Origin of the sequence: Mycobacterium sp. 1164985.4 (assembly GCF_001668575.1) — a bacterium.
Taxonomy (GTDB): Bacteria; Actinomycetota; Actinomycetes; order Mycobacteriales; family Mycobacteriaceae; genus Mycobacterium.
Window position 1 is genome coordinate 75,263 of the sequence record NZ_LZMD01000053.1, and the last position, 26,987, is coordinate 102,249.

Annotated in this window: 25 protein-coding genes; 11 read left to right on the top strand and 14 right to left on the bottom strand. The window is 67.5% G+C overall.

Annotation, left to right across the window (positions count from 1 at the left end; translation table 11 throughout):
* Window positions 1–68 precede the first annotated feature (68 nt).
* Together A5650_RS08690 and A5650_RS08695 are read left to right on the top strand one after the other, a co-directional pair.
* Complete coding sequence (locus A5650_RS08690; protein WP_067289174.1) at window positions 69–1,553, top strand: glutamate-cysteine ligase family protein; 1,485 nt, start codon at window positions 69–71, stop codon at window positions 1,551–1,553.
* Complete coding sequence (locus A5650_RS08695) at window positions 1,550–1,996, top strand: hypothetical protein (protein WP_231992570.1); 447 nt, start codon at window positions 1,550–1,552, stop codon at window positions 1,994–1,996. Before A5650_RS08690 ends, A5650_RS08695 begins: the two co-directional genes overlap by 4 nt.
* 4 nt (window positions 1,997–2,000) lie before the next feature.
* Here A5650_RS08695 and egtE read toward each other — a convergent pair whose 3' ends face one another.
* The 8 genes from egtE to A5650_RS08735 all read right to left on the bottom strand — a co-directional run bounded on the left by egtE (window position 2,001) and on the right by A5650_RS08735 (window position 9,293).
* Window positions 2,001–3,116: an ergothioneine biosynthesis PLP-dependent enzyme EgtE gene (egtE, locus tag A5650_RS08700; RefSeq protein WP_067289067.1), complete on the bottom strand. Its 1,116-nt coding sequence runs from the start codon at window positions 3,114–3,116 to the stop codon at window positions 2,001–2,003.
* The gene (gene egtD / locus A5650_RS08705) at window positions 3,113–4,108 is read right to left on the bottom strand and encodes an L-histidine N(alpha)-methyltransferase (RefSeq protein ID WP_067289070.1); all 996 of its coding nucleotides are present in this window, start codon (window positions 4,106–4,108) and stop codon (window positions 3,113–3,115) included. The genes egtE and egtD overlap by 4 nt, the downstream gene beginning before the upstream one ends.
* Complete coding sequence (egtC, locus tag A5650_RS08710; RefSeq protein ID WP_067289073.1) at window positions 4,108–4,797, bottom strand: ergothioneine biosynthesis protein EgtC; 690 nt, start codon at window positions 4,795–4,797, stop codon at window positions 4,108–4,110. Before egtC ends, egtD begins: the two co-directional genes overlap by 1 nt.
* A complete protein-coding gene (gene egtB / locus A5650_RS08715) occupies window positions 4,797–6,182 on the bottom strand; it encodes an ergothioneine biosynthesis protein EgtB (RefSeq protein ID WP_082950668.1) in 1,386 nt (461 codons plus the stop codon). The genes egtC and egtB overlap by 1 nt, the downstream gene beginning before the upstream one ends.
* A complete protein-coding gene (gene egtA, locus A5650_RS08720; protein WP_067289178.1) occupies window positions 6,179–7,471 on the bottom strand; it encodes an ergothioneine biosynthesis glutamate--cysteine ligase EgtA in 1,293 nt (430 codons plus the stop codon). Before egtA ends, egtB begins: the two co-directional genes overlap by 4 nt.
* Window positions 7,472–7,594: 123 nt before the next feature.
* On the bottom strand, window positions 7,595–8,245 hold the full coding sequence (locus tag A5650_RS08725; RefSeq protein ID WP_067289075.1) for a sensor domain-containing protein: 651 nt from the start codon (window positions 8,243–8,245) through the stop codon (window positions 7,595–7,597).
* Between the two features lie 3 nt (window positions 8,246–8,248).
* Window positions 8,249–8,677 (bottom strand): organic hydroperoxide resistance protein, encoded by a 429-nt coding sequence (locus tag A5650_RS08730; RefSeq protein ID WP_174523802.1) that lies wholly within the window; start codon window positions 8,675–8,677, stop codon window positions 8,249–8,251.
* 214 nt (window positions 8,678–8,891) lie between these two features.
* The gene (locus A5650_RS08735; protein ID WP_502687057.1) at window positions 8,892–9,293 is read right to left on the bottom strand and encodes a hypothetical protein; all 402 of its coding nucleotides are present in this window, start codon (window positions 9,291–9,293) and stop codon (window positions 8,892–8,894) included.
* A 135-nt stretch (window positions 9,294–9,428) separates the two neighbouring features.
* Here A5650_RS08735 and A5650_RS08740 point away from each other — a divergent pair, with 135 nt between their 5' ends.
* Complete coding sequence (locus tag A5650_RS08740) at window positions 9,429–10,646, top strand: oxygenase MpaB family protein (RefSeq protein WP_067289181.1); 1,218 nt, start codon at window positions 9,429–9,431, stop codon at window positions 10,644–10,646.
* Between the two features lie 4 nt (window positions 10,647–10,650).
* Here the strand turns inward: A5650_RS08740 and A5650_RS08745 are convergent, their stop codons facing one another.
* From A5650_RS08745 to A5650_RS08770, 6 genes are all read right to left on the bottom strand, one after another.
* Complete coding sequence (locus A5650_RS08745; RefSeq protein ID WP_067289185.1) at window positions 10,651–12,153, bottom strand: glycosyltransferase family 39 protein; 1,503 nt, start codon at window positions 12,151–12,153, stop codon at window positions 10,651–10,653.
* 210 nt (window positions 12,154–12,363) lie between these two features.
* Window positions 12,364–13,458, bottom strand: a complete 1,095-nt coding sequence (locus tag A5650_RS08750) for a DUF4185 domain-containing protein (protein ID WP_231992572.1) — start codon at window positions 13,456–13,458, stop codon at window positions 12,364–12,366.
* 43 nt (window positions 13,459–13,501) lie between these two features.
* Entirely contained in the window at window positions 13,502–14,554 is a 1,053-nt protein-coding gene (locus tag A5650_RS08755) for an aspartate-semialdehyde dehydrogenase (protein WP_067289082.1), read from the bottom strand.
* A complete protein-coding gene (locus A5650_RS08760; RefSeq protein ID WP_067289084.1) occupies window positions 14,555–15,820 on the bottom strand; it encodes an aspartate kinase in 1,266 nt (421 codons plus the stop codon). It lies immediately after the preceding gene.
* 99 nt (window positions 15,821–15,919) lie between these two features.
* Complete coding sequence (locus tag A5650_RS08765; protein ID WP_067289086.1) at window positions 15,920–16,903, bottom strand: linear amide C-N hydrolase; 984 nt, start codon at window positions 16,901–16,903, stop codon at window positions 15,920–15,922.
* A 23-nt stretch (window positions 16,904–16,926) separates the two neighbouring features.
* Complete coding sequence (locus tag A5650_RS08770; RefSeq protein ID WP_067289192.1) at window positions 16,927–17,376, bottom strand: hypothetical protein; 450 nt, start codon at window positions 17,374–17,376, stop codon at window positions 16,927–16,929.
* 134 nt (window positions 17,377–17,510) lie between these two features.
* On the opposite strand from A5650_RS08770, the gene A5650_RS08775 reads away from it, so the two are divergent.
* The 8 genes from A5650_RS08775 (at window position 17,511) to leuA (ending at window position 26,916) form a co-directional block, all read left to right on the top strand.
* On the top strand, window positions 17,511–18,761 hold the full coding sequence (locus A5650_RS08775; protein WP_067289088.1) for an ammonium transporter: 1,251 nt from the start codon (window positions 17,511–17,513) through the stop codon (window positions 18,759–18,761).
* A 106-nt stretch (window positions 18,762–18,867) separates the two neighbouring features.
* Window positions 18,868–20,181, top strand: coding sequence for a type III glutamate--ammonia ligase (gene glnT / locus A5650_RS08780; RefSeq protein ID WP_067289090.1), 1,314 nt, complete (start codon window positions 18,868–18,870; stop codon window positions 20,179–20,181).
* Between the two features lie 16 nt (window positions 20,182–20,197).
* Entirely contained in the window at window positions 20,198–21,070 is an 873-nt protein-coding gene (locus tag A5650_RS08785; RefSeq protein WP_067289092.1) for a class II glutamine amidotransferase domain-containing protein, read from the top strand.
* Window positions 21,058–21,771 (top strand): protein glxC, encoded by a 714-nt coding sequence (locus tag A5650_RS08790; RefSeq protein ID WP_067289095.1) that lies wholly within the window; start codon window positions 21,058–21,060, stop codon window positions 21,769–21,771. Before A5650_RS08785 ends, A5650_RS08790 begins: the two co-directional genes overlap by 13 nt.
* A complete protein-coding gene (locus A5650_RS08795; RefSeq protein ID WP_067289097.1) occupies window positions 21,771–23,078 on the top strand; it encodes an FMN-binding glutamate synthase family protein in 1,308 nt (435 codons plus the stop codon). Before A5650_RS08790 ends, A5650_RS08795 begins: the two co-directional genes overlap by 1 nt.
* Window positions 23,075–24,259, top strand: a complete 1,185-nt coding sequence (locus tag A5650_RS08800; protein ID WP_067289100.1) for an NAD(P)/FAD-dependent oxidoreductase — start codon at window positions 23,075–23,077, stop codon at window positions 24,257–24,259. The genes A5650_RS08795 and A5650_RS08800 overlap by 4 nt, the downstream gene beginning before the upstream one ends.
* Before the next feature lie 15 nt (window positions 24,260–24,274).
* The gene (locus A5650_RS08805; RefSeq protein ID WP_067289102.1) at window positions 24,275–24,922 is read left to right on the top strand and encodes a helix-turn-helix domain-containing protein; all 648 of its coding nucleotides are present in this window, start codon (window positions 24,275–24,277) and stop codon (window positions 24,920–24,922) included.
* Window positions 24,923–25,098: 176 nt separating this feature from the next.
* Window positions 25,099–26,916: a 2-isopropylmalate synthase gene (gene leuA, locus A5650_RS08810; RefSeq protein ID WP_067289106.1), complete on the top strand. Its 1,818-nt coding sequence runs from the start codon at window positions 25,099–25,101 to the stop codon at window positions 26,914–26,916.
* The last annotated feature ends 71 nt before the right edge of the window (window positions 26,917–26,987 follow it).

The following is a 26,987-nucleotide window of genomic DNA, read 5'->3' on the forward strand; positions in this document are numbered from 1 at the left end:
TGTGCGCAAATGTCGACGAATCGCGGCGTGTTCGGGTGCAAACACGCACGCTCGCCGACAATGGCGGTGTGGGCGAGGAAGTGAAGGGCACCGGCTACACCGGCGCGCACCGCCGGGAGTACCGGCGCAAGGTGCAACAGTGCCTCGACGTCTTCGAGACCATGCTCGCCCAGTCGAGCTTCGACTTCGAACGGCCGCTGACCGGCATGGAGATCGAATGCAATCTGGTCGACTCGGCATATCAGCCCGCGATGAGCAACGCCGAGGTCCTTCAGGCCATCGCCGATCCGGCGTACCAAACCGAACTGGGCGCCTACAACATCGAATTCAACGTGCCCCCGCGACGTCTGCCGGGACGCGCAGCGCTCGACCTGGAGACCGAGGTGCGGGCGAGCCTCAACGCGGCGGAGATGAAGGCCAACCGTCACGAGGCGCACATCGTGATGATTGGGATCTTGCCGACGCTGTTGCCCGAACACCTGGCCGGACGATGGATGAGCGAGTCGACGCGATATCAGGCGCTCAACGACTCGATCTTCACCGCCCGCGGCGAGGACATCCTGATCGACATCGCCGGCCCCGAGCGGCTGAGCCTGCAGACCGCCTCGATCGCACCGGAGTCCGCGTGCACGAGCATGCAACTGCATCTTCAGGTGTCACCTGCCGACTTCGCCCAGAACTGGAACGCCGCTCAGGTGCTGGCGGGTCCGCAATTGGCGCTGGGGGCCAACTCCCCGTACTTCTTCGGCCACGAACTGTGGGCCGAGACGCGCATCGAGCTGTTCGCCCAGGCCACCGACACCCGCCCCGACGAACTCAAGGCCCAGGGCGTCCGCCCGCGCGTGTGGTTCGGCGAACGCTGGATCACGTCGATCTTCGACCTGTTCGAGGAGAACGTGCGCTACTTCCCGTCGCTGCTACCGGAACTGTCCGACGAGGATCCGGTCCGCGAACTCGCCGAGGGCCGTACGCCGAAACTCTCCGAGCTGCGACTGCACAACGGGACCATCTACCGGTGGAACCGGCCGGTCTACGACGTCGTGAACGGTCGCCCCCATCTGCGGGTGGAGAACCGGGTGCTGCCCGCCGGGCCGACCGTCGTCGACATGATGGCCAACGCCGCGTTCTACTACGGCACGCTGCGGGCGCTGTCCGAAGAGGACAGACCGCTGTGGACGAAGATGAGTTTCGCTGCGGCGCAACACAATTTCATCGCGGCCGCGCAGCACGGGATGGACGCAAGGCTGTACTGGCCCGGCTATGGCGAGGCGACGGCCGACGAGCTGGTGCTGCGCCAGCTGTTGCCGATGGCCGACGAGGGCCTGCGCCGCTGGGAGGTCGCCGCGGAGGTGCGCGACCGGTACCTCGGGGTGATCGAGGGCCGCGCGAAGACGGGGCGCAACGGCGCCACCTGGCAGGTCGCGACCGTGCGCGCGCTGCAGGAGCGCGGTATGGCGCGGCCCGCCGCACTGGCGGAGATGCTGCGCCGGTACGGGGCGCGGATGCACAGCAACGAGCCCGTGCACACCTGGGACGAGGGCTTCGACGAGTGAGGGCGGTCGTTCGCGGTTTCTGGCTGCTGGTTCTCGTCGCCGTGGCGGCGGCGTGCCACGGCGGTCTGCAGGCGCGCGCGGACACCGTCGAAGCCCGGCTCGACCGGCCGTTCGTCCTGGCCGGCGGTCGGCAGGCCTCGCTCGCCGGTGAGCCGCTGCGCCTGCGGTTCACCGCGGTGCCGGAGGATTCGCGCTGCCCCACCGAGGTCGAATGCTTCTGGACAGGTCAGGCGCGCGTCATCGTCATGGTCGACGACGGACGCGCCGGCGAGGAGACCGTCGAGTTCAACACCAATCCCGCGCCTGGCCAGAACCGGCAGACGGTCCAGACGGGTGACTACGAGCTGACGCTGCAGGCGCTCGATCCCTATCCCCGCACGCCTGATGACGCGCCGCCTCTTTCGGAATACCGGGCGACCTTGGTGGTGCACCGAACCGGCTGAACCCTCACCCGACGGCGGCCAACGCCGCGGCGAACCGTTCGAGCTCCTCGGGCGTGACGTCGACGTGCGGGGAGGCCCGCAGCACGGGCGCAGCCATCTCGAACGGAGCCCGCTGCGCGTCGGCGTAGGTGGTGACGATCCGGTGTTCGGCGATCAACCGCTTGCGCACCTCCTGGGGGTCGGCACCGTTGGTCGGCGCCAGCGTGGTGATCGCGGTCGGCTCGTCGCGCGGCTCGACCACCCGCCAACCCCTGACGCGGGCCAAAGCGTCGCGGGTCATCGCGCCCACCTCGGCCAATCGGGCCCGGACCCGCTCCGGCCCGTGTGCCAGGTGCTCTCCCAGCGCGACCGAGAAGCCCACGCGCGCAGCGATATTCGCCTCCCCATGCTCCAACCGCGACAGGACCGGCAGCGGTAGGTTCCACTCGGGCGGTGGCAGCCGGGGCCGCAGGCGCTGCGCTAGGACGCGATGGACCGCCAGAAAACCGACGCCCCGCGGACCCGCGATCCACTTGCGCGAAGAACCGTAGATCGCCGCCGGGGTGACCGCGCAGTCGAGATGGCCGAGCGCCTGGGCGGCGTCGACGGCCAGTGGCACACCGAGCTCCGCGCATGTGGCGGCCAGCGCCGAGAGCGGCTGAGCGAGTCCGCGGTGACTGGCCAGCGCCGTCAGGTGCACCAGCGCAGGCGGATCGCCGGCGAGGTCGCGGGCGGCCGCCTCGGGGTCGAGCCGGCCGTCATCGTCGGCGGGCAATGCGCGGACGGCGAAACCGTTCGCGGCCATGATCGCCAGGTTCGGGCCGTACTCGCCAGGCAGACACGCCAGAGTGCGACGGCCGGGCCAGGCGCTCAGCAGCAGGTCCAGCGCGGCGTTCGCCCCGGTGGTGAACACGATGTCGCTGCGCGCCAACCCGGTCAGGGCGCCGAGCGCGGCGCGGCCCGCGTCGAGCGCCGGGGCGGCGGCCTCGGCGGCGACGTAACCGCCGACCTCGGCCTCGTGGCGCGCGTGCTGGGCGGCCGCCTCGATGGCCGCGAAGCTCTGACGGGAACAGGCGCCGCTGTCCAGGTGCACTCCGGCGACCGCCGGGCGGGCCGACCGCCACCGCTGCCCGAGGGTCATTTCGTCGACAGCGAGAGCCCGAAGTCGCCCGCGGCGTCGGTCCACCAATGCGTCATCCGCAGCCCTGCCGCAGCGAGTTCGGCCTGGACGCCCTCGGACCGGAACTTGCACGACACCTCGGTCAGCATCGCCTCACCGGCCGCGAACTCGACGGTCAGTTCGAGGTCGCGGACACGGACCCGCTGAGCTTCGGTGGCGCGCAGCCACATCTCGATACGCTCGTCGTCGGCGTTCCAGCGCGCCACATGCTCGAACATGTCCAGATCGAAATCGGCGCCGAGTTCACGGTTCACGACCGCCAGTACGTTGCGGTTGAAGCGCGCGGTCACGCCCGCGCTGTCGTCGTAGGCGCACACCAGGCGGTCGGTGTCCTTCACCAGGTCGGTACCCAGAACGAGGCTGTCACCGGGTCGAAGTGTTTCGGACAGGGCCGCCAGAAACTCGGCACGCGGACCGGCGGTGAGGTTGCCGATCGTCGAGCCCAAGAACGCGACAAGACGGCGTCCGCGGCGGGGGATCTGGTCGAGGTGCTCCTCGAAATCGCCGCACACGGCGTCGATCTCGAGTCCGGGGTACTCGTCCTGAAGCGCCGCGCCCGCGGCGGCGAGCACGCTCGCGTCGACGTCGAACGGGATGAACCGCCGAAGCGAGCCGTTGTCGCGCAAGGCGTCGAGCAGCAGGCGGGTCTTCTCCGATGTGCCGCTGCCCAGTTCGACCAACGTGTCCGCACCGGATGCCGCGGCGATCTCGGCCGACCGGTCCCGCAGGATCTCGGCCTCGGCGCGGGTCGGATAGTACTCGGGCAGCCGCGTGATCCGATCGAACAGGTCACTGCCGACGGGGTCGTAGAACCACTTGGGCGGCAACGACTTCGGTGACGAGGTCAGTCCTTCGAGCACATCGCGACGCAGCGCGGTCGCTGCCGAGTCGGCGGACAGGTAATTGGACAACGACAGCGTGCCCGCGCGATCGGCTCCCCGCTGGACTGTCATCAGGATCCCTTCAGTTCGAGCAGGTGCACGCCGGAGGGCGAAACCTCGACAAGGTGCCGATCCGGGATCTCCTCCCAGGCCGGGTCGTCGTCGTAGGGTTCACTGGCCAGGACGACACCGTCGGCGCGGCGCAACACCGACAGTGTGTCGCCCCAGGTGGTCGCGAGCAGCCGTGTTCCGTTGCCCGCCAATATGTTCAGCCGAGCGTTCGGATCGGCCGCGGCCACCTCGGTGATGGTCTGTCCGAGCGAGTCCAGCCCGCGGTCGAAGATCAGCGCCGCGAGCAGGGCGCTGTCGTTGGTCGACTCGGCGCGGGAGGACAGCGGCATAACCGCGCGATCAACCAGGCCGTTGTGGGAGAGCAGCCAGTGCCCATCGGTGAATGGGGCCGCCGCCGTCGCCTCGATCGGCATGCCGACGCTCGCCGACCGAACCGCCGCGACGACGCAACCGCTGCGCAAGGCCGGCGCGACCGAGGCGAGCGACGCGTCGCCCCACATCGGCGTCGCGCTGCGCCAGCGGCGAGGGGTCCGGCCGTCGAAGAAGCCCACGCCCCAACCGTCGGCGTTCATCAGGCCGTGCTTCTGGCGGCGCGGTGAATACGACTGCACCAGAAGCCCGTTCGCGGGGTCGAGGATGAGCGACGCCACCGACACCGGCTCGCCGAGCCACCCGAGATGCCTGCACATCAAGCATTCTCTCTTCGCGCAAGCGGCTCATCGCCAGCATTCTCTCTTCGCGCAAGCGGCTCATCGCCAGCATTCTCTCTTCGCGCAAGCGGCTCATCGCCGACGTCCCAGGCCAGGCGCACACCGGAGAAGATCTGGCGGCGGATCGGGTGATCCCAGTTGCGGAAGCTGGGCCGCAGGATGCTCGATGCGACCGCCCACGACCCGCCGCGCAAGACCTTGTAGTCACCAGCCCCAACACCTTCGAAGAAGGGCTGTGAGTAGCGCTCGTAGATCATCGGCGTGAATCCCGGCCACGGCCGCAGCGGCGACGTCGTCCACTCCCACACGTCACCGAGCATCTGTTCGGCTCCGTAGGCGGAGGCGCCGGCGGGATACGCGCCGACGGGTGCCGGGCGCAGCGCATCGCCACCGAGGTTGGCCAGCGCCGTGGTGGGTTCGCTTGTGCCCCAGGGATAACGGCGGCGCGCGCCGACGGCCGGGTCCCAGGCACACGCCTTCTCCCATTCCACCTCGGTGGGCAGCCGGGCGCCCGCCCACGCCGCGTACGCCTCGGCTTCGAAGAACGTGACGTGCTGGGCCGGTTCGGTGTCCGGGATCTCCTCGACGTGGCCGAACCGGGTGCGCGTGCCATCCGGATTCCAGAACTGCGGCGCCCGAAGATCCGCCTCCGTCCGGTGCTTCCAACCGCGGTCCGACCACCACCGGGGTTCGTCGTATCCGCCGTCGTCGATGAACCGGCGCCACTCGCCGTTGGTCACCGGGACGCGACCGATGCGAAAGGCAGGAACGTCGACGGTGTGCGCGGGACGTTCGTTGTCCAGTGAGAAGGGTTCGGTGGCGGCGTCGACGCCGAGCACGAACTCGCCACCGGGCACCAGAACCGAGGTGCCGGCCACCTCGGGGCGGCCTTCGGGAAGCGGAATCCCGGGCTCGAGCAGCGGCGGCCCGCCGCGGAGGTTCAGCGCCTGCAGCATGGTTTCGTCGTGCTGGTTCTCGTGGCTGATGACGAGCCCGAAAGCGAACCCCGGGTCGTCCTCGGGCAGCCCGTCCAACGTCTCGAGCACCTTGTCTCGCACGGTCGCGCAGTAGGTCCTGGCGTCGGACGGCGGCAGCAGCGGGAGGTTCACGCGGCTGGCTCGCGAGTTGACGAAGGCGTCGTAGAGGCGTTCGACCTCCGGACGCAGCATCCCCGGCCGGTCCGGGTTGCCGTCGCGCAGCAGCCACAGCTCCTCCTGCTGCCCGATGTGCGCGAGATCCCACACCAGCGGGCTCATCAGCGGGCTGTACTGGCGGCCCAGCTCGGCGTCGTCGAAGTCGACGAGCCGCAAGGTGCGCCCCCGTGCCGTGGTCAGTTCGCGCGCGATGGTTTCGCGAGGCGTCACAGTTCCCCTCGTGCCAGTTGCGTGACCGCGACCGCGATCCCGTGTTGTGCGGCGCGCTCGGCGAAGTCGTCGGCCGGGCACCGTCCCTGTTCGACCGAACGCAACAGTTGCTGCATCGATTCCTCGAGTTCGGCCGGGGCTCGTTCGGCGGCCGCCTGCACGCACCGTTCGGCTGCGATCTGCAGCCGCGGATCGGCCAGGCCGACGCGGGCCGCCTGGTCCCATTCGGTGGCGACGGGCTCGGTGGCCTCGGCGGCGAGGTCGGCGGCCGCCGGGTCGTCGAGCAGGGTGACGAGCGTGAACGCGACCGCCGGCCAGACCGCGTCCGGCGCGCTGTCCAGATAGCGAATCTCGAGCCACTGGCGCGGCCGCACCGGCGGAAACAACGTCGTCAGGTGATAGTCGAGATCGGCCACGGTGGGACGGCGCGCCCCGAGCTCGACCCGTCCGTCGGCCCAGTCAGCGAACGGCACCCATTCGGAGACCGGTTCGGCGTCGGCATCGGCGTGGTTGACGAGCATCACCGGCGCCTTGAGCGCATAGTGCGCCCAGTCGCTGGCGGGGTCGTCGCCGATCTCACCGAGGACCGGTCCACAGCGGGCGGAATCCAGCTGGCTCCAGACACGTTGGCGCGACGACTGCCACCCGGAGAACTCCGCGCCGAGCAGCGGCGAATTCGCAGCGATCGCGACCATCGTCGGCCCGAGCGCGTGGGCGAGCCGCACCCGGTCCGCCCAGCCCTCCCGGGGGCCCGCATCGAGGTTGATCTGCACCGAGGCGGTCGAGGTCATCATCGCCGCGCCCGCAGCCGCGGTACCGCTTGCGGTGAAGAACGCCTCCATCGCCCGGTAGCGCGCGCCCGGATTGACCCGTTCGGGTGGCCGCAACGGGTCTGCCCCCAGCAGCACGAGCCCGAACCCGGCGCGCGCGAACGCCGCGCGCAGCACGGCGCGGTCGGCGATCATGGCGTCGATCGCGGCGAGCGGACCCGCAAGCGGTGGCCCGGACAACTCGACGGCGCCGCCGGGCTCGACGGTGACCCTGCTGCTCCCGGGCAGCGGCGGTAAGTCGGCGATGATCGCGGTGAGCTCAGCCCACGCGGGCCTTCGCATGGGATCGGCCAGATCGAAGCAGTGCGCCTCGATCTCGAGCCCCACCTGCCCTACCGGACCGTCGCGCAGACACGTGTCGGCAACGCGGCGAGCAGCGGCGTCGGCGCTGGTCAGCTGGACGGACCCGGCCGGCGGTGGGTGCGCGTCATCCACCTCGGACGTGATGGTGAAAGTCATTCCAACCATCCCCTTCCGGGAGTGGACCGCTCGCCCCCTTCAACCATCTTCCAGACGTGACCGACAAAGTCTCGCGTTTTTTGGATGACGCCTTCGTTACGCGAACTCGAATGCCACTTGGCGCTACTGCCCGAGCGTGTTCTGCATCGCCCCTGCCAGTGCGTTCACCGCGGGTCCGCCGTTGCCGGACTGGCAGACCTTGGCTTGGAGCAAAACGTTCTCGCGTTTGCGTGTAGTGGTGAAGCAGCGCCTATCCGTACCCGCCTCCTGTTTGACCCAGTCGGCGTCCGTCGCCGAGGCGGGCCCACCGGTGAAGGTCCACACCTGGGTCGTGAAGTTATCCAGGTGCATCGCGGTGGTCTGACCGTTGCAGCCGGCCGTGCGGTCGACGACGCGATGGAAGGCTCGGTCGGCGGCGTCGGTGGTCGCGAACACGCCGACCGCCTGTTTGACCATATGCGCCGCGTCGGTGGGCGACTCCTGGGTCACCGCACCGTTGAACGACGCGAGGTCCGGATCGGAGTAGACGTCGGGTAGCCCGACGTCGGCCCAGTTGTTACACGCCGGATTATCGACCGAGAAGGTCTGCACCGGTTCGGTGAACAACGACTCGAATCGCATTGTGGCGCCGACGATGTTGCCCACCGAGCCCTTCGGCAGCACGGCGTAGTTCACCACGCCCGGATCCGAAGGGCGCGCTGAGGCGAGGCCGGCGGGCGCCACCATCGACAAGCCGATGACCACGCCGACGCCCGCTGCGGCGACCGCCCGCATCGATCAGACCTTCGCGGACAACTTGACTTCGATGTTGCCGCGTGTGGCCTTCGAGTAGGGGCAGAAGTCGTGCGCCTTCGCCATCAGGTCGTCGGCCACGCTCTGCTCGAGGCCCGGCAGGTAGCCGATCAGGTGAGCCGTGAGCCCGAAGCCGCCCTCGGAGTCCGGACCGAAGCCGACCTGCGCGGTGATCGAGGTGGCCTCGTCGATGTCGATCTTGTTGTTGCGGGCCTGCAGCCGCAGCGCGCCGAGGAAGCATGCCGCGTAACCCGATGAGAACAGCAGTTCGGGGTTCACGCCCTCGCCGCTGCCGCCGAGCTCCTTGGGCGGACGCGTATCGAGATCGATCTTTCCGTCGGAGGAACGGACGTGGCCGTCGCGGCCGCCTCCGGATGCGGTGGACTCTGCGGTGTACTTGACCTCAATGCTCATGGGCTCGATCATGCCAGCCCACGCGAGGAGGGCAAGACACCCGTCTCCTGCTCGCCAATCGGCCCTGGTGTGCACTCAGATCGATGAAAAGCCGCATACCGGCCAAAATCTCGATCTGAGTGAACACCACATGCGACCGTGCTGTCGACGAGACGCCGTCCTGCAAAGACGACTCGAGGACCCGGATGCACCGGGCCCTCGAGGGTCGTGAGCGTTACGGGCGGGCCGGCGCGGATGTGGTCGGCGACTCTGGCGACTGCGGAGGCGCGGGCGGCTGGAACCGCGGACCCTGCGAGTTGCCCGGGCCGCCGGAGGGCGGGCGGCCGAACTCCGCGCCCGGTCCCATCGGGAACCCCGGCGGCGGGCCGCGGTGGAAGATCGCGGTACCGCGGTCGTAGCCGCCGTGATGGCCGCCGCGGTGATGACCACCGGAGTGCGCGCCGAGGATGAATCCGGAGAAGAAGATCACCGCGACGATGAACACGACACCGGCGACGATGCCGACCCAGGCCGCCGCGGCGCCGAGCCTCGAGCGGCGCGGGGCGACGGGGTCCTGCTCAGGTGTTGCGGCCACAGGGGTGGTCGCGGGTTCGGGTGTTTCGGTCATGTCTGACATCATGCGAGCCGTTTCGATGAGCCCGTCATGTGCCACCTATGAGCGGGCTGTGAAAACACCGATTGACACCCGGCGATGTGCGCGAATAGTTTCGACTACACGCGTTGTCAGCCTGGCTTGAAGGGAATCGAGACGATGCAGCGTCCTATCCCGACGCGTCACCCGGAGCGACCCCGCCCCGTGCCAGCCGGCATTCGCGTCGTGGCCAAGGCGATGGGCATCGGCGAGCCCACACCACAGCAGTGGCGACGGCTGGGCGAGCGGTTGACGGTCGGCGATGAGCCGGTGGATCGCCTCGTCGAATGGATGTCGACCGTCGGCGTCAAACAGACACGTCCGTTGTTCGACAGGGCACTGACCCACGGCATCGATGCGGTCGCCGAAGCTGCGGAGCCACTGCGCGAGTTCTTCAAGGCCGTGGAGAAGCTTCCGGACTGGGTCGACCCCCAGAAGCTGCGCCGCGGACAGCGCGCGCTGCGTCGCGGCGGCGCCGACGGTATGTACGTCGCCCGTGACGTATCGCTTCTCGGCGGCTACCAGTTCTCGGGTTTCAACAAGACGCTGCTGCGCACCGGGGCCCTCGAGAAGGGCTCGAACAAGCGCTTCGCCGAGACGATGCAGTGGGCGATGGATGTCATCTCCGAAGGCGGCCTCGAGTATCTGGGCGCCGGCTACCGATCCACCCTCCGGGTGCGGCTGATCCATGGGCTCGTGCGCAAGCATGTGGCCGCGATGCCGGACTGGCGCGCCGAGGAGTGGGGCGTCCCGATCAACCAGACCGACATGGCGGCGACGCTGATCGGTGCCCTGGTCGCACCCGCCGTGGGCGTTGTGGGGATGGGAATCGTGTTGCGGCCGAAGGAGTATGAGGCCGTCGCTCACCTGACCCGCTACGTCGGCTGGCTGATGGGCGTGGAGGACGAGTGGCTGCCGCGCAGCTTCCGCGACAGCATCCGGGTGCTCTATCACACCCTCGGGGCACTGGCGGAGCCTGACGAGTCGTCGCGACAGCTGGCCGTTCCGATGGCCGACGACCCACTGATCTGGCGCTACGACGCCATGCCCGCCATTCGACGTCGCATCGCTCGGGCGCAACACCTTTCGGTCACCAGCGGCTTCCTCGGCCCTCGGACCATGCGCGCCTTGGGTCTGCGGCCGCACCTGCCGTGGTATCCGGCGCTGCGGCTGCCCGTGAACCTGACCCGCAGCATCGCCGCGATCGCACTGCCCGGGGGAATCGACCGCGCAGCCGACCGCGGAGACCGCGAGCACCAGGTCTTGATGCGCACGATCGTCGGTGACGGCGGCGCCACCATCGGTGAATCGGCGGAGCACGTCGGCACCGTCGCCTGAATCCTCAGCGGACCGCTTTGGTGACTTGGCTGAGATTGAATTGCCACCGCTCGACCAGCCGGAAGCCCAACTCGCGGGGCACCCAGAAAGCATTGACCGTTGAGAATCGGGGGCCGGGCGGAAGTGCGACTCCGGCCTCGTGCGTCGCCAGGGCGGGATCCTTCTCCGAAACAGTCCATATGGTCGAGCATTTCGCGATCCTGTCCGCGACTGTGAACGGTGCAAGATTTTCGTCCCAAAGTGTGCCAGTAGAGGTCGCCGATTGGCCGGCCCCCACATCGACGAGCGGCTCATAAGCGTCACGTCGAGCATGAACGAGCGGTCGTATCGGACCCGGCTGCCAATCGACTGTGTCGTCGAGCAACAGACAATCGCCGGGCGATGCCTGCCTGGTGATCAGATCAGCCACCGCGCTGTAGTCCATCCCCGCCTTGGCGTAGTCGCTGCGCTGCCGAATGTAATTCGGCAGCGCAGCGATAACGAGAACTGCAATGATCAGCGCGATGCCGATGGGCTTCCGACCAATGCTGAGCGCGCTCATCGCCGATACAACAGCTATCGCCGGCGACGTGAACGTAAGGTAGCGATCAACGTAAAGTGGTTGCGATAGTGCGGATATCGCTAGAAGTGAAGTCGTTGGAATGACGGCCCAACCGGCGCACAAGAACAGGAGCTTCTGATTACCGGGTATAGCCCTGAAGCGTCGGCGAAACGCCGGTACTACGGCGGTCGCCGTGAGCAGTAGTAAGGCTGCTGCCGTGAATGATATTGAGTACTCGAAGTACTGGTTTATCAGAACGTCGACCACGGTGGAGCCGCTCAGCGGCGCAATCCAGCTCAGCTGACCCGTCTGCCGCTCCAGGAAGAGCAGGTACGGGGCAAGCACGGCGCCCGATGCGCCGACAGATATCAGCCATGCACCGTACTGCCGTCGCGCTGCGCCGAGCACGGGCAAGGCAAAGATATGGATAAGCGTCATGAGTACCAGATAGATATTCAGCGCTACCGATACCGCGAGCAGAAGCGAGTACAAGAGCCAGATTGACGCCCGTTTACGTCGCAGTGCAATCACCAGCACGACCGTCAGCCAGACGCTCGCCACGCAGGTCAGACCGTACGGACGGGCTTCGATGCCGGCCGCGGTGACGCGGGGGAGAATCGCGAAAATGATTCCCGCGCAGATCGCCACTGCACGCGTGGACATCAGACCGGTCAGAATGACGACCCCACTTGCTGCGATCGCTACGGCGACCCAACTCGGCACCCGAGACCAGAACTCGCTTGGCGGAACCAGCTCGAACCACGCGTGCATCATCAGGTAGTAAAAGGGGTGAGCCGAGTCGCTGTTGTGAATCAGCTGCAGCAATTGAGGAAGCGTTCGCGACGCACCCGAGATGGTTGCAGCCTCGTCATACCAAAACGATGGATTCCCCGAGCCGACTCCGCTGATCAACCCGGCCGCGATTCCGACCGTCAACGCGTCCGCGGCTCGCCCCTTGACCCTCATCGCGCACCTAGGGGTGGGCCCGGGCCGAAGCAATGTGCCCGGCTGCCCTTCGGCGGTAGCAGACTCCCCCATCTCAGCCATTGAGAACGGAACTCTAGCTCACGGGTGCATCGACGACCTGACCGGTCGAGTAGAACGCCTCTGTGCGTGACATTGTCCGCGTGAGCGGGTTGTGCACATTCGAAGATGCGTTGCGTTGGCGACGAACCGTTACGACGGCTTGAACGGGTTGACCGCGAACTGGATCACACGATACGGCGACCCGCCGCGCGGTCCGGTGTTCCACTGGCTGACGAACACCCGCACCTCGTCGAGCGTCGAACCGGGTGAGATGTAACCGCCGTACGGTTGGGCCAGGCGGTTGCTCTCCGGCGGCCCGAGGTGGTCCGTCGGGTCCGGCCACTCGGATGCGACGACGACAGTGGTCACCGGCGCGGTGCCCAGGCCCGTCGGATCGTTGGCCACCCGCATCTCCATGTTGCCGGTGGTGGCGTTGAAGTACGACAGCACCGTCTTGCCGTCGATCTGCCGGATGCTCATCTCGCCGACCGCGTCCGGCCACAATGGTGTTGGAGGCTGCCCCCATCCCGAATCGGCCGACCAGCCTTGCCAACTCGACCGGTCCTCGAACTCCTGGGGCATGGCGCGGTACAGCACCAGCGGCGCGCTGCGGTCAAAGTTGTTGGCCACGATGTAGACCCACCCGGTCTCGGAGTCCGACCGCGGGATCGGGTCGTAGTAGCCGCTGATCTGCGACTGACTGCCCTCGGCGTAGGACGCCGGACGCCCCGAGTCGGGCAGCGTCGGCCAATTGCTCTGTGATGGATCGGCTTTCACCAGGCGGGAGGTCTGCGGCACCAGTTCCCGCACGGTCGTGACCATCAGGTAGTTCTGCCGGTTGATCTGTACGACACCCGCGGGCAGTTGCGACATGCCCTCGGGCGTCGGATCGGCCAGCAGCGGTCGGTCGGTTCCGGTCACCCCGTCATAGCGCACACCGCCGGGGTCGTCGATCGACTCGGTCTCGACATGCAAGGCAATCGGCGAGAACCACCCGCCATAGCCGACGCCCTGCCCCGCGAAACTGTCACCGCAGACCTGCAGGATGCCACTGGGAAACTCCATGAACTCACACAGATCCGTGGCGCCAATACCGTAATCGCGTGTCGGAGTTCCGGTTCCGGCCGTCGGGCCGATCCGGATCACCTGCCCGGGCGCCAGCGGCGGCAGAACGGGGTCGGGAATCGGCGCGGGCTGGGCGGCGGCAACACCGACCAGCGAAACGGTACTCCAGCAGACAAAGATCGAGAGCAGGCCTGCTGCATTGCAGTTTCGGCGCAAGGCAGCGTCAGAGTTCGGCGGCCAGCAGCTCGGCAATCTGAATCGTGTTGAGGGCCGCGCCCTTCCGCAGGTTGTCCCCGGAGACGAACAACGCCAACCCGCGGCCGTCAGGCACACCGGGGTCCTGGCGGATCCGGCCGACCAGCGAGTCGTCCACCCCGGCCGCGGCCAACGGGGTCGGCACGTCCACCAGCTTCACGCCCGGTGCCGCGCGGAGCAACTCGTTGGCCCGCTGCACCGAAAGCGGTTGCGAAAACTCGAGGTTGAGCGACAGTGAATGCCCCGTGTACACCGGAACGCGTACGCAGGTTCCGCTCACCGCCAGGTCCGGGATGCCGAGGATCTTGCGGCTCTCGTTGCGCAGCTTCTGGTCCTCATCGGTCTCACCGGAGCCGTCGTCGACATACGAACCGGCCATCGGGACCACGTTGAACGCGATCGGGGCCACGTACTTCGACGGCTCCGGGAAATCCAGCGCGGAGCCGTCGGCCACCAGGTCGCGGCTGTTGCCGACGACCGCGCTGGCCTGACCGAACAACTCTTCGACGCCGGCGACGCCGCTGCCCGACACCGCCTGGTACGTCGACGCGATCATCCGCACCAGGCCCGCCTCGTCATGCAACGGCTTGAGCACCGGCATCGCGGCCATCGTCGTGCAGTTCGGGTTCGCGATGATGCCCTTCTTCAGGGTCACGCCCCGCACGTCACGGGCGAAGTTCACCTCGCTGACCACCAGCGGCACGTCCGGGTCCTTGCGCCACGCCGACGAGTTGTCGACCACGACTGCACCGGCCTCGGCGAACCGCGGCGCCTGCACGCGCGACATCGTCGCACCTGCGGAGAACAACGCGATGTCCAGACCGGAGGGGTCGGCGGTCGCGGCGTCCTCGACCTCGATCTCCTGCCCGCGGAACGACAGCTTCTTGCCCTGCGAACGCGCGGAAGCGAAGAACCGCACGTCGGTCGCCGGAAAGTCGCGCTCCTCCAACAACGTCCGCATCACCTGGCCGACCTGACCGGTCGCACCTACCACTCCGATGGAGAGCCGATCGCGCGCCATCTAACGCCCCGTCCCTGCGTAGACGACGGCCTGCTCGTCGCCGCCGAGGCCGAACGCCTCGTGCAGCGCGGCGACCGCCTTGTCCAGGTCGGTGTCCTTGACCAGCACCGAGATCCGGATCTCGGAAGTGGAGATCAGATCGATATTCACGCCGACCGACGCCAACGTCTCGCAGAATGTGGCAGTCACGCCGGGATGGCTCTTCATACCGGCACCCACCAGCGAGACCTTGCCGATGTGGTCGTCGTAGAGCACGCCGGTGAAACCGATCTCGCCCTGGCGCGACGTCAACTTCTCGACCGCCGCCGGGCCGTTGTCGCGCGGGCACGTGAACGTGATGTCGGTCTTGCCGTCCTCGACCTTGGAGATGTTCTGCAGCACCATGTCGATGTTGATGTCAGCGTCGGCGACGACCCGGAACACCTTGGCGGCAAAACCGGGTACGTCGGGAATGCCGACGACTGTCACCTTGGCCTCGCTGCGGTCGTGTGCGACTCCGGTCAGAATGGCGTCTTCCACGGGAATGTCCTCCATCGATCCGGTCACCAGGGTGCCGGGATTGTCCGAGTATGACGAGCGGACGCGGATCGGCACGTTATAGCGTCGGGCGTACTCCACGCAGCGCAGCATCAACACCTTGGCCCCGCAAGCGGCCATCTCGAGCATCTCCTCAAAGCTGATCTGGTCGAGGTGGTGCGCGTTGGGCACGATCCGCGGGTCGGCGGTGAAGATGCCGTCGACGTCGGTGTAGATCTCACAGACATCGGCCTTGAGCGCCGCCGCCAGCGCGACGGCCGTGGTGTCCGAGCCGCCCCTTCCCAACGTGGTGACATCCTTGCTGTCCTGGCTGACCCCCTGGAACCCGGCGACCAGCACGATCACGCCTTGGTCAAGCGCGTCACGCAACCGGCCTGGGGTGACGTCGATGATTTTGGCGTTGCCGTGGATGCCCGTGGTGATCACGCCGGCCTGCGATCCGGTGAACGACCGCGCCTGCGCACCAAGCGAGTGGATCGCCATGGCGACCAGCGCGTTGGAGATCCGTTCCCCGGCTGTCAGCAGCATGTCCATCTCGCGAGGGGGCGGTGCGGGACAGACCTGGTTGGCGAGGTCAAGCAGGTCGTCGGTGGTGTCGCCCATCGCCGAGACGACAACGACCACATCGTTGCCCTGCTTCTTCGTCTCGACGATCCGCTCTGCGACGCGGCGAATCCGCTCGGCGTCGGCGACCGAGGATCCGCCGTACTTCTGCACGACGAGCGCCACTGAACAAGCCTTTCAAGAGCTGGCAAGGATCCCAACAAGGATAAGGGCTCTGGCGAATCGATTTCTTCCGGCCGTGACGGCCCTCCCGGAACCGGGCTATCAGGCCACCGGAAGGAAGGTGAACGGCTCGGCCCGCTCGAACGCCGAGCTGGCTTCGCCCGCGTAGATCGTCTTCTCGCCCTCGCCGAGTTGCAGCCGCAGCGTCGGGGCGCCCGGCGAGAAGTCGAGGTTGGCCAACTCGACCCAGAACGTGTTCGGCGAGAGCGCCGACTCGAAGAAATACCGAAGCGCCTTGTGGTCGACGACGGTGCGCCAGCGGGTGGTCGAGATGTTCGGCTCTTCCGGCGTCGAGATGCCGTACGGCACCGACACGTTGCGCACGACGCTGAACACCGTCGCGGCGGCCAGCAGCGGATCGTCGGTCTTGGGTACCGCCTCGATGTAGAACGACGCCCGCACGAACCGGTCGGCGGCGCGGTTGGTCCCCGGCAGCATTACGGTGCCGCCGATCTGCTTCCAGTACTCGTCGATGGCAAGTTGCTTGTCGAAGGTCGGCGAGTTCGTCATCACGCGGTAGTCGCGGCTGTGGTGGATGACCTGCTCGCCGTCGATGTACTCGATGATCGCGCTGTCGCCGCTCGCGTCGGACATCGCAAGGTGCAGCGTCGCCATCCGCTCCTCGCCGGGCACCTGCGCGGTGGCCACCCGTAGCGGGGTCGCGCGCAACGCCTGCACGGCCTCGGCCACCGTCGCGAAGTTGTCGAGCACGTACTGCCCCCACAGCGCCAACGAGACGGCGGGGCCCGCGGCGGTCGCGTCGGGGTATTGCGACTCGGCCAGCCACAGCAGGTTGACCGCGAGAGCGGCCTCGTTCACGCCGTCGGTCGTGCTGATGTCGTAGCCGCTGGCCACCACGCTGCCGTACTCAGAGGTCCATTCCGCCGAGTTCGGACCGGCCTGCCCGGTGCGGTGGACACCACGCGGGAACGCCCACAGATTCGTTTGGATCTCCGACTTCCAGTCCATGGAACGGCCGGTGATGTTGCGGTTGTCGGTTCCGAGATACATGACGCGCGTACACACGCTGAGTGATCTTATGAGGGACCTTAGGTCGTGCAGGCTTTTGACAGCTCGGCGAGCTTGCGCCGTATCTGAGTGTCGAGCGCCGACATCTCGTAATAAATCTGCGGGGCAGGAGCGCCCGGTGCCCGCGACTCCGTCGCCGCGCGCGCCTGGGGCATCTTCTCGACGAACTGTCCAGCCAGATCGGCCACCTGCACTGCGGTGAAGCGCAGCTCCGGTGCATCGACATTGCGTGCGCGTTCGGCGAGCCCGTCGGCCCATTGCCGGTAGGCGAGCTCCTCGGCCTGGGTCGGCGGACCCTCGGCGCCTTCGCTCTTCGAGCTGATCAAATCGCCCTGCTGTTTGTTGAACTCGAGCAGATCGAGGACCGGTCCGCATTCCTCGGGCGGTTTCTGAAGCTGGCTGTAGACGAACGCCACTGCCACGATCACAACGACGGCGATCGCCACCCACCATCGCCGGTCAAGTCTCATCACCGCTTGCACTCTAGCCATGCGGCGGATTCTTAACGCACGCGCAACATGGCGAGCCGGTCCACGTAACAGAAACACCGGTTACTGACAGTGAACGGCTCCGACGTGGGCCGCATCACTTCAGGAGATGGTTAATGGATACAGGAACCACGGCGTTCATGCTGTGCTGCATCATCGCGCTCACGCTGATGATCCCCGGTCTCGCGCTCTTCTACGGCGGCATGGTGTCGGTCAAGAGCTCGACGAACATGATGATGATGACCTTCGGCGCGGCCGCGCTCGTGGGTGTCCTCTGGGTGCTGTTCGGCTTCTCGATGGTGTTCGGCACGTCCTACGGCGGATTCATCGGCAGCTTCACCGAATTCGACGGAATGACCGACCTGACCGAGGCGATGACGACCGTCGACGGCCTCCCGGTCAGTTTGTTCGCGTTGTTCCAGGCCCTGTTCGCCGCCATCACGGTCGCGCTCGTCTCCGGTGCGGCCGCCGACCGGATGAAGTTCAGCGCATGGATGGTGTTCGCCGCGCTGTGGGCCGTGCTGGTGTACTTCCCCGCCGCGCACTGGGTGTTCGCGTTCGACGGCGTGGTGACCGAGGATTCGGTCGGCGGCTGGATCGCCAACAAGCTCGGCGCGCTCGACTTCGCCGGTGGCACCGCGGTGCACATCAACGCGGGCGCCGCGGCGCTGGCCGTCGCGATCGTGCTCGGCCGCTCCGCACTGTTCGGAAGCCGCAAGCCCCACAACGTTCCGCTGACGCTGCTCGGCGCCGGCCTGCTGTGGGCCGGTTGGTATGCGTTCAACGGCGGTTCGGCCCTGTCCGCGGGCACCTCGGCCGCGATCGTCATGGTCACGACGTTCGTCGCGACGTGCGCCGCGACGCTGGCCTGGCTGACGTTCGAGAAGGTCAAGACCGGTCACGTCACCGGTGTCGGCGCCGCCTCGGGCGCGATCACCGGACTGGTCGCGATCACCCCGGCCTGCGGTTCGGTCACCCCGGTCGGCGCCATCTGCGTCGGCGCCATCGCGGGTGCGGTGTGCGTCTACGCCGTCGGACTCAAGGACCGGTTCGGCTACGACGACAGCCTCGACGTGGTCGGGGTGCACCTCGTCGGTGGGCTGATCGGGACGCTCCTGATCGGCTTCTTCGCCAGTGAGGCGATGCCCGGCGCCACCAACGGCCTGTTCTATGGCGGCGGCCTCGAGCAGCTGTGGAAGCAGGCGGTCGCCGCTGGCGCGGTCATGGCGTACTCGTTCGTCGTGGCCTACATCATCGCCTTCGCGATCAAGAAGACGATGGGCATCCGCATCTCGCCGGACGAGGAAGAGACCGGCATCGACGCCAAGTTCCACCGCGACTCGGCGTACGCACTGCAACCCGCCTGAGCCGAATCCGGCCGGCGCGGCGCCCCTTTGCCGCGCCGGCCATTTCGGATCTATCGAGTTTCCTTCTACGACACAGCGATTCACTACAGAAGACAGGTTCGGAAGAATGTCCAAAGATCTGGCCACCCTGGCCGAGGAGTCCGGGACCAAGTTCATCCTCGCGCTGTTCGTCGATCTGCGCGGAAAGCCGTGCGCCAAGCTGGTTCCCGTCGAGGCGGTAGACCTGCTCGCCACCGAGGGCGTCGGATTCGCCGGGTACGCCGTCGGGGCGATGGGACAGGAACCCAAAGACCCGGACATGATGGCGATTCCGGATGTCGACTCGTTCACGCCCATCCCGTTCATCAAGGACGGGCTGGCTATCGTGCACTGCGATCCGCACGTGGAGGGCGCGCCGTGGCCGTACGCGCCGCGCGTCATCCTCAAGGCGCTGATCCAGCAGGCCGCCGACGCCGGCTTCGAACCGTGGGTGGGCGCGGAGGTCGAGTACTTCCTGCTGCGCCGCACCCCAGACGGCGGGCTGTGCACCGCGGACGCCGCCGACACCGCCGCGCAACCCTGCTACGACGCACGCGGCGTCACCCGGATGTACGACCACCTCACCGCGATCTCGACGGCGATGAACCAGCTGGGCTGGTCCAACTACGCCAACGATCACGAGGACGGCAACGGTCAGTTCGAGCAGAACTTCGAGTTCGCCGACGCCCTCACCACCGCCGACCGCGTCGTGACGTTGCGCTATCTGCTCTCGACCATCGCCGCCGAGCGCGGCATGGTCGCCACCTTCATGCCGAAACCGTTCGCCGATCGCACGGGCAGCGGACTGCATCTGCACCTGTCGCTGACCAGTGCGGGAAGGCCGGTGTTCCCCGCTGGACCCGACGAACCCGATCAACGCCGACTCGGACTGTCCGAGACGGCCTACGCGTTCCTCGGTGGGATCCTCGAGCACGCGTGCGCCCTGCAGGCCGTGGTGGCGCCGACGGTCAACTCCTACAAGCGAACCCGCGCCACCACCACGGCGTCGGGGGCATCCTGGTCGCCGAACACCCCGAGCTACGGCGGCAACGACCGCACGCACTACATCCGGGTGCCCGACGCCGAGCGCATCGAATTGCGTGGCAGCGACGGGTCGGCCAACCCCTATCTGGCGATCGCGGGCGCGTTGGGCGCGGGGCTGGATGGCATCAAACGCAGCACCGACCCTGGACCCGTTGGTGCTCAGCATCGTTCGCCGCTGCCTGCGACACTGCTGCACGCGGTTGACGAGCTCGAGAGCGATCCGGTGATCGCGGGTGTGCTGGATGCCTCGGGTGAGGGTGTGGCGGCTTACTTCGCCACCCTCAAGCGCGACGAGTTCTTCGCCTATCACAGCGCGGTCACCACCTGGGAGATCGACAACTACCTGACCGCGTTCTAAAAGGAGGAGCTCACCGATGTGCGGAATCGTGGGGCTGCATCTGCGCAACCCCGACCTGTATCCCCGACTCGGGGAACTACTCACCGACATGCTCTGCGAAATGGGCGACCGCGGTTCGGATTCCGCGGGGATCGCGGTCTACGGCGACCCGACTCTGTCTCCGCCGGGCACGAGCTGTGTCTCGGTCCTCGAAACCGAGCCGACGGCTGCGGCCATCGGTCTGGACGTCAGCGTGGTGCGGTACGACGCGACGTATCTCGTCACCGCGAAGGTGCCCGCGGAGATATTGCACGACGCGGTGCGGGCGGCCTACCCCGACGCGCTGATCGCCGGGTTCGGCGCCGACCTCGCCGTGCTCAAGGGCGTGGGACATCCGCGGGCACTGACCGAGAACTGGAACCTGACCAAGGCGCAGGGCTGGCAGGGCGTCGGCCACACCCGGATGGCGACGGAGTCGGCAGTGACGCCCGCGGGTTGCCACCCGTATGCGGTCGGGCCCGAGCAGTGCATGGTGCACAACGGGTCGTTCGCGAACTACGCGACCATCCGGCGCGAACTGCGGGCTGCGGGAGTACGTTTCGATAGCGAGAACGACACCGAGGTCGGCGCACGGTTCATCGCGAGCCGCCTCGCCGAGGGCCGCAACGTACAGACCGCGCTGAAGGAGCTGTGCGAGGCGTTCGACGGCTTCTACACCCTGCTCGTCTCCAACCGCGACTCGTTCGCCGTCGTGCGCGACGCCATCGCATGTAAACCCGCCGTTATCGCCGAGACCGCTGACTGGGTGGCGATGGCCAGCGAATACCGCGCACTGGCCGGTCTTCCCGGCGTCGGTGCGGCCAAGATCTGGGAACCTGAGCCGGAGGTGGTCTACGCATGGACACGCTGACATGCTCTTCGGGCAAGCCCTCATCGGTCGTGAAATACGACCTGACCACCACGCCCCTGCGCGAGGTCAACGCGGCCCTGCACGCGCCGGGGCTGTCCGGTGACTTCGTGATTGCCAATCCCGCAGGCGCGCACAACGTCGCGGTCGGCCTAACCGCGCCGGTACGGGTGACGATCGACGGCCACGTCGGTTACTACGCCGCGGGCATGAACCAGCGGGCCGAGGTGGTCATCAACGGCAATGCGGGCACCGGCGTCGCCGAGAACATGATGAGCGGCGTCGTCCACGTCAAAGGCGACGCCTCACAGTCGGCGGGCGCGACGGCCCACGGGGGCCTTCTGGTCATCGACGGCAACGCCGCCGCGCGGTGCGGCATCTCGATGAAAGGGGTGGACATCGTGGTGGGCGGCGACATCGGCCATATGAGCGCGTTCATGGCGCAGGCGGGTCGCCTCGTCGTGCGCGGGAACGCCGGCGAAGCGCTCGGAGATTCGATCTACGAGGCCCGGATCTACGTGCGCGGCGAGGTGGCGTCGCTCGGCGCCGACTGCATCCCCAAGCCGATGCGGCCCGAACACCACCGGGAGCTCCGAGAGCTGTTGGCCACGGCCGGATTCGACGACGACACAGATGCGTACGCCCGTTACGGGTCGGCGCGCTGCCTTTACCACTTCCACATCGACAACGCGTCGAGCTACTGATGAACACCTGGGCCCTTCGCGAATCCGCCACGTTCGACCGCACCATGATCGCCGCCATCCAGCGCGCGGCTGAAACCGGCATCTACGACATCCGCGGCTGGGGCGCCAAGCGACCGCTGCCGCACTTCGACGACCTCTTGTTCCTCGGCGCATCGATGTCGCGTTATCCCCTGGAGGGCTACCGCGAACGGTGCGGCACCGATGTCGTGCTCGGCGATCGTCACGCCAAACACCCTTTGCACCTGGACATCCCGGTCACGATCGCCGGGATGTCGTTCGGCGCGCTGAGCGGACCCGCCAAGGAGGCGCTCGGCCGCGGCGCCAGCGAGGTCGGTACGTCGACCACCACCGGCGACGGCGGCATGACCCCCGAGGAGCGCGGCCAGAGCAAGTACCTGATCTACCAGTACCTTCCGTCGCGGTACGGCATGAACCCCGATGACCTCCGCAAGGCCGACGCGATCGAGGTGGTGCTCGGCCAGGGCGCCAAGCCCGGCGGCGGTGGAATGTTGTTGGGTCAGAAGATCTCACCACGTGTCGCGGCCATGCGCACGCTGCCCGAGGGCATCGACCAGCGCTCCGCGTGCCGACATCCGGACTGGACCGGTCCGGACGATCTGACGATCAAGATCAACGAGTTGCGCGAGCTCACCGACTGGGAGAAGCCGATCTACGTCAAGGTCGGCGCCACCCGCACCTACTACGACGTCAAGCTCGCGGTGCACGCCGGCGCCGATGTGGTTGTCGTCGATGGGATGCAGGGCGGCACCGCGGCCACCCAGGAGGTGTTCATCGAACACGTCGGCATCCCGACGCTGGCGGCCGTACCGGAGGCGGTGCGGGCGCTGCAGGAGCTCGGGGTCCATCGGCGCGTCCAGCTGATCGTGTCGGGCGGCATTCGCACCGGTGCCGATGTCGCCAAGGCGTTGGCGTTGGGCGCTGATGCGGTGGCCATCGGCACTGCGGCTTTGATCGCGTTGGGCGACAATCACCCTCGCTATGCGGCCGAGTACGAGAAACTCGGCAGCGCCGCCGGCTTCTTCGACGACTTCCAGGACGGCACCGATCCGGCGGGCATCAGCACACAGGACCCCGAGTTGGCGGCGCGGTTCGATCCCGTCGAAGGCGGCCGCCGACTGGCCAACTACCTGCGGGTGCTGACGATGGAGGCCCAGACCATCGCCCGGGCGTGCGGTAAGGCCCACGTGTGCCACCTCGAGCCGGAGGACCTCGTCGCCGTCACGATCGAGGCGGCCGCGATGGCCCGCGTCCCGCTGGCGGGCACGAACTGGATTCCCGGCTCGTGACCACGGCTGATGTCGTGATCATCGGTGGCGGCGTCGAGGGCGCAGCCGCGGCGTGGGCTCTGAGCCAGCGTGGTGTCACCGATGTCGTTGTGCTGGAGCGCAATACCGTCGGCGCCGGGATGACCGGCAAGTCGAGCGGCATCGTCCGCTGCCATTACGGGGTCAGCTCGCTGGCTGCGATGGCCGCCGTCGGGCTGGAGGTGTTCGAGAAAGCCGAGGAGATCTTCGGCGGCGACATCGGTTTCCGGCAGACCGGCTACGTCGTCGGCGTCGGTGCGCGGGACGTCGACGCGCTACGCAAAAGCCTTGCCGCGCAACGCTGCGTCGGGGTGCAGACCGAGGAGATCGACGCTGACGAGGTCGCCCGGATGTGGCCGTGGGCCGACCTGTCGCCGTTCGCCGCGTTCGGCTGGGAATCCCGCGGTGGATACGGCGACGCGTACCAGGCCGCGCAGGCGTTCGCCGCATCGGCGCGGGCCGCGGGGGTGCGGATCCAGCAGGGTGTCGCGGCGACCGAGTTGGTGCTCGAGGGCGACCGTGTGACCGGTGTGCGCACCACCGACGGCGAGACGGTGTCGGCGGGCACCGTCGTCGTCGCCACCGGAGCGTGGACGCGACCGTTTCTCGCCCTTTACGGCCTCGACGTGCCGATCCGGGTGGTGCGCGAGCAGATCGTGCTGATCTCCCCCGGCGTGGACGTCGGGCCGGTGCCGGTGTTCTCCGATCTGGTCTCGCTGCAGTACGTGCGCCCGGAAATCGGCGGCGAGATCCTGTTCGGCAACAGCGACCTGTCCGATCCCGAGGACGCCGACCCCGACGCCTACTCCAACCGCGCGTCGGAGGCGTTCGTCGACCTGACCGTCGACCGGGTCGGCACCCGGTTCCCCGGCTTCCCCGACGCAGCTATCACGGGCAGTTACGCAGGCTGCTACGACGCCACCCCCGACTGGAATCCGGTGATCAGCGCCACCGAGATCGACGGGCTGGTGGTGGCGGCCGGGTTCAGCGGGCACGGCTTCAAGATCGCGCCTGCCGTCGGCCGGCTCGTCGCCGACCTGGTGGTCGAGGGATGCAGCAGCGATCCGCGGATCCCCGAGACGGACTTCCGGTTGTCGCGCTTCGCCGACGGCGACCTGCTGAAGAGCCCGCATCCGTATGTCGGCGCGGGTCAGATGCGATGATTCCTGACAGGAAACATGTCTGACGTACCGCTGCTCCGCAACAGATCCGGCACCGCCCGCGACCGCGATCCGCTGGCGCCTGTCGAGGAGCTCGAGATCGAGGCGGCCATCGGGCGCAACGTCCGGCAGATCCGCCTGCAGCAGGGGCTCACCGTCGCCGAGATGGCCGCACGAGTCGGGATCTCCAAGGCGATGATGAGCAAGATCGAGAACGCGCAGACGTCGTGCAGCCTGAGCACGCTGGCGCTGCTGGCGAAGGGCCTCGACGTGCCGGTGACCAGCCTGTTTCGCGGCGCCGACGTCGAACGACCCGCCGCATTCGTCAAAGCGGGCACCGGTGCGCGCATCGTGCGCGAAGGCACCCGCGAGGGCCACGAGTACCAGCTTCTCGGCTCGCTGCGCGGCGAACACAAGCGGCTGGAATGCCTACAGGTCACGCTCTCGGAGAAGAGCCAGACCTATCCGTTGTTTCAGCACCCAGGCACCGAGTTCATCTACGTTCTCGAAGGCGTCATGGACTACAGCCACAGCCGGTCGGTCTATCGCCTCTATCCCGGCGATTCGCTGCAGCTCGACGGGGAGGGAGCACACGGGCCGGTGGACCTGATCGAGCTGCCGATCCGCTTCCTGTCTGTCATCGCGTTCCCGGACTCGCAGGTGTAGACGCTGCGCATTGCAGGACCTGCATTTTGTGACGCGGGATGCCCCGGAGTACAGTGGCCAACGTGCAGCGGGTGCTCCTTCTCGGCAGCCGCGACGGGGTCTGATCAGACCGGCTTCCCGTCGCGGGTGTTCGCGATGCGCCGGTCGAGTCCCCTTCCAACTCCCGGAGCCACACCGTGACCACGTTTTCGAAACCTTCACCCGATTCACCCGACGCGTTCTCGTCCGTCCGGCAGATCACCCAACCGTCCGGCCCGCCCCATCCCGGCCAGCCGGCGTGGAACACCCAGCGCGGCTCGGCGATGCCGGTCAACCGCTACCGCACATTCGCCGATGAGGTCGAGGACATCAGGTTGTCCGACCGCACCTGGCCGGACAAGGTCATCGACTCCGCGCCGATGTGGTGCGCGGTCGACCTGCGCGACGGCAACCAGGCCCTGATCGATCCCATGAGCCCGCAGCGCAAGCGCCGCATGTTCGACCTGTTGGTGCGCATGGGCTACAAGGAGATCGAGGTCGGCTTCCCGTCGGCCAGCCAGACCGACTACGACTTCGTCCGCGAGATCATCACCGAAGGTGCGATCCCCGACGACGTCACGATCCAGGTGCTGACGCAGTGCAGGCCCGAGCTGATCGAGCGGACATTCGAGGCGTGCGAGGGCGCACCGCGCGCGATCGTGCACTTCTACAACTCGACGTCGATCCTGCAGCGGCGCGTGGTGTTTCGCGCCGACCGTGACGCAGTCAAGGCGATCGCCACCGACGGCGCCCGGATGTGCGTCGAGGAGGCCAAGAAGTACCCGGGCACCCTGTGGCGCTTCGAGTACTCGCCGGAGTCCTACACGGGCACCGAACTGGAGTACGCGGTCGACGTGTGCAACGCCGTCGCCGAGATCATCGAGCCGACGCCCGATGCGCCGCTGATCGTGAACCTGCCCGCGACTGTTGAGATGGCCACCCCCAACGTGTACGCCGACTCGATCGAGTGGATGCACCGCAACCTGACCCCGCGTGACAGCATCATCTTGAGCCTGCATCCGCACAACGACCGCGGAACTGCTGTCGCCGCAGCAGAATTGGGCTATCAGGCCGGCGCCGACCGGATCGAGGGCTGCCTGTTCGGCAACGGTGAGCGCACCGGAAACGTCTGCCTGGTGACGCTGGGGCTGAACATGTTCTCGCGCGGCGTCGATCCGCAGATCGACTTCTCCAACATCGACGAGACCCGCCGCACCGTGGAGTACTGCAACCAACTGCCGGTGCACGAACGCCACCCGTACGGCGGCGATCTGGTCTACACCGCGTTCTCGGGCAGCCACCAGGACGCCATCAACAAGGGCCTCGACCAGATGAAGGTCGACGCGGACGCCGCGGACAAGGACGTCGACGACATCCTGTGGCAGGTCCCGTATCTGCCGATCGACCCGAAAGACGTCGGCCGCACCTACGAGGCCGTCATCCGAGTCAACTCGCAGTCCGGTAAGGGCGGCGTCGCCTACATCATGAAGGCCGATCACGGTCTGGCACTTCCGCGTCGGCTGCAGATCGAGTTCAGCCAGGCGATCCAGAAGATCACCGATGGCGAAGGCGGCGAGGTGTCCCCGAAGGAGATGTGGGACGTCTTCGCCGAGGAGTACCTGGCGCCGATTCGCCCGCTCGAACGCATCCGTCAGAAGGTGACGGCCTCCGAGGTGGACGGCGGCACCGACACCATCGAGGCGGTGGTGAAGGTCGACGGCGTCGAGCGCGAGATCGTCGGGGCGGGCAACGGTCCGCTGGCGGCGTTCGTTGATGCGTTGGGCGCCATCGGGTTCGACGTATCGGTGCTCGACTACTCCGAGCACGCGCTCTCGGCCGGTGAAGAGGCGCAGGCCGCGGCTTATGTCGAGGCCTCGGTCGGTGGCAACACCGTATGGGGCGTCGGCATCGCGCCGTCGATCACCACCGCGTCACTGCGGGCGGTGGTCTCGGCGGTCAACCGCGCATCGCGCTGAGCCCGATCTGAGGAAGGCAGTCAGCAGCCGGTTCACAAGACCGGCGCCATCCTGTGCGGCCCGCACGGCCC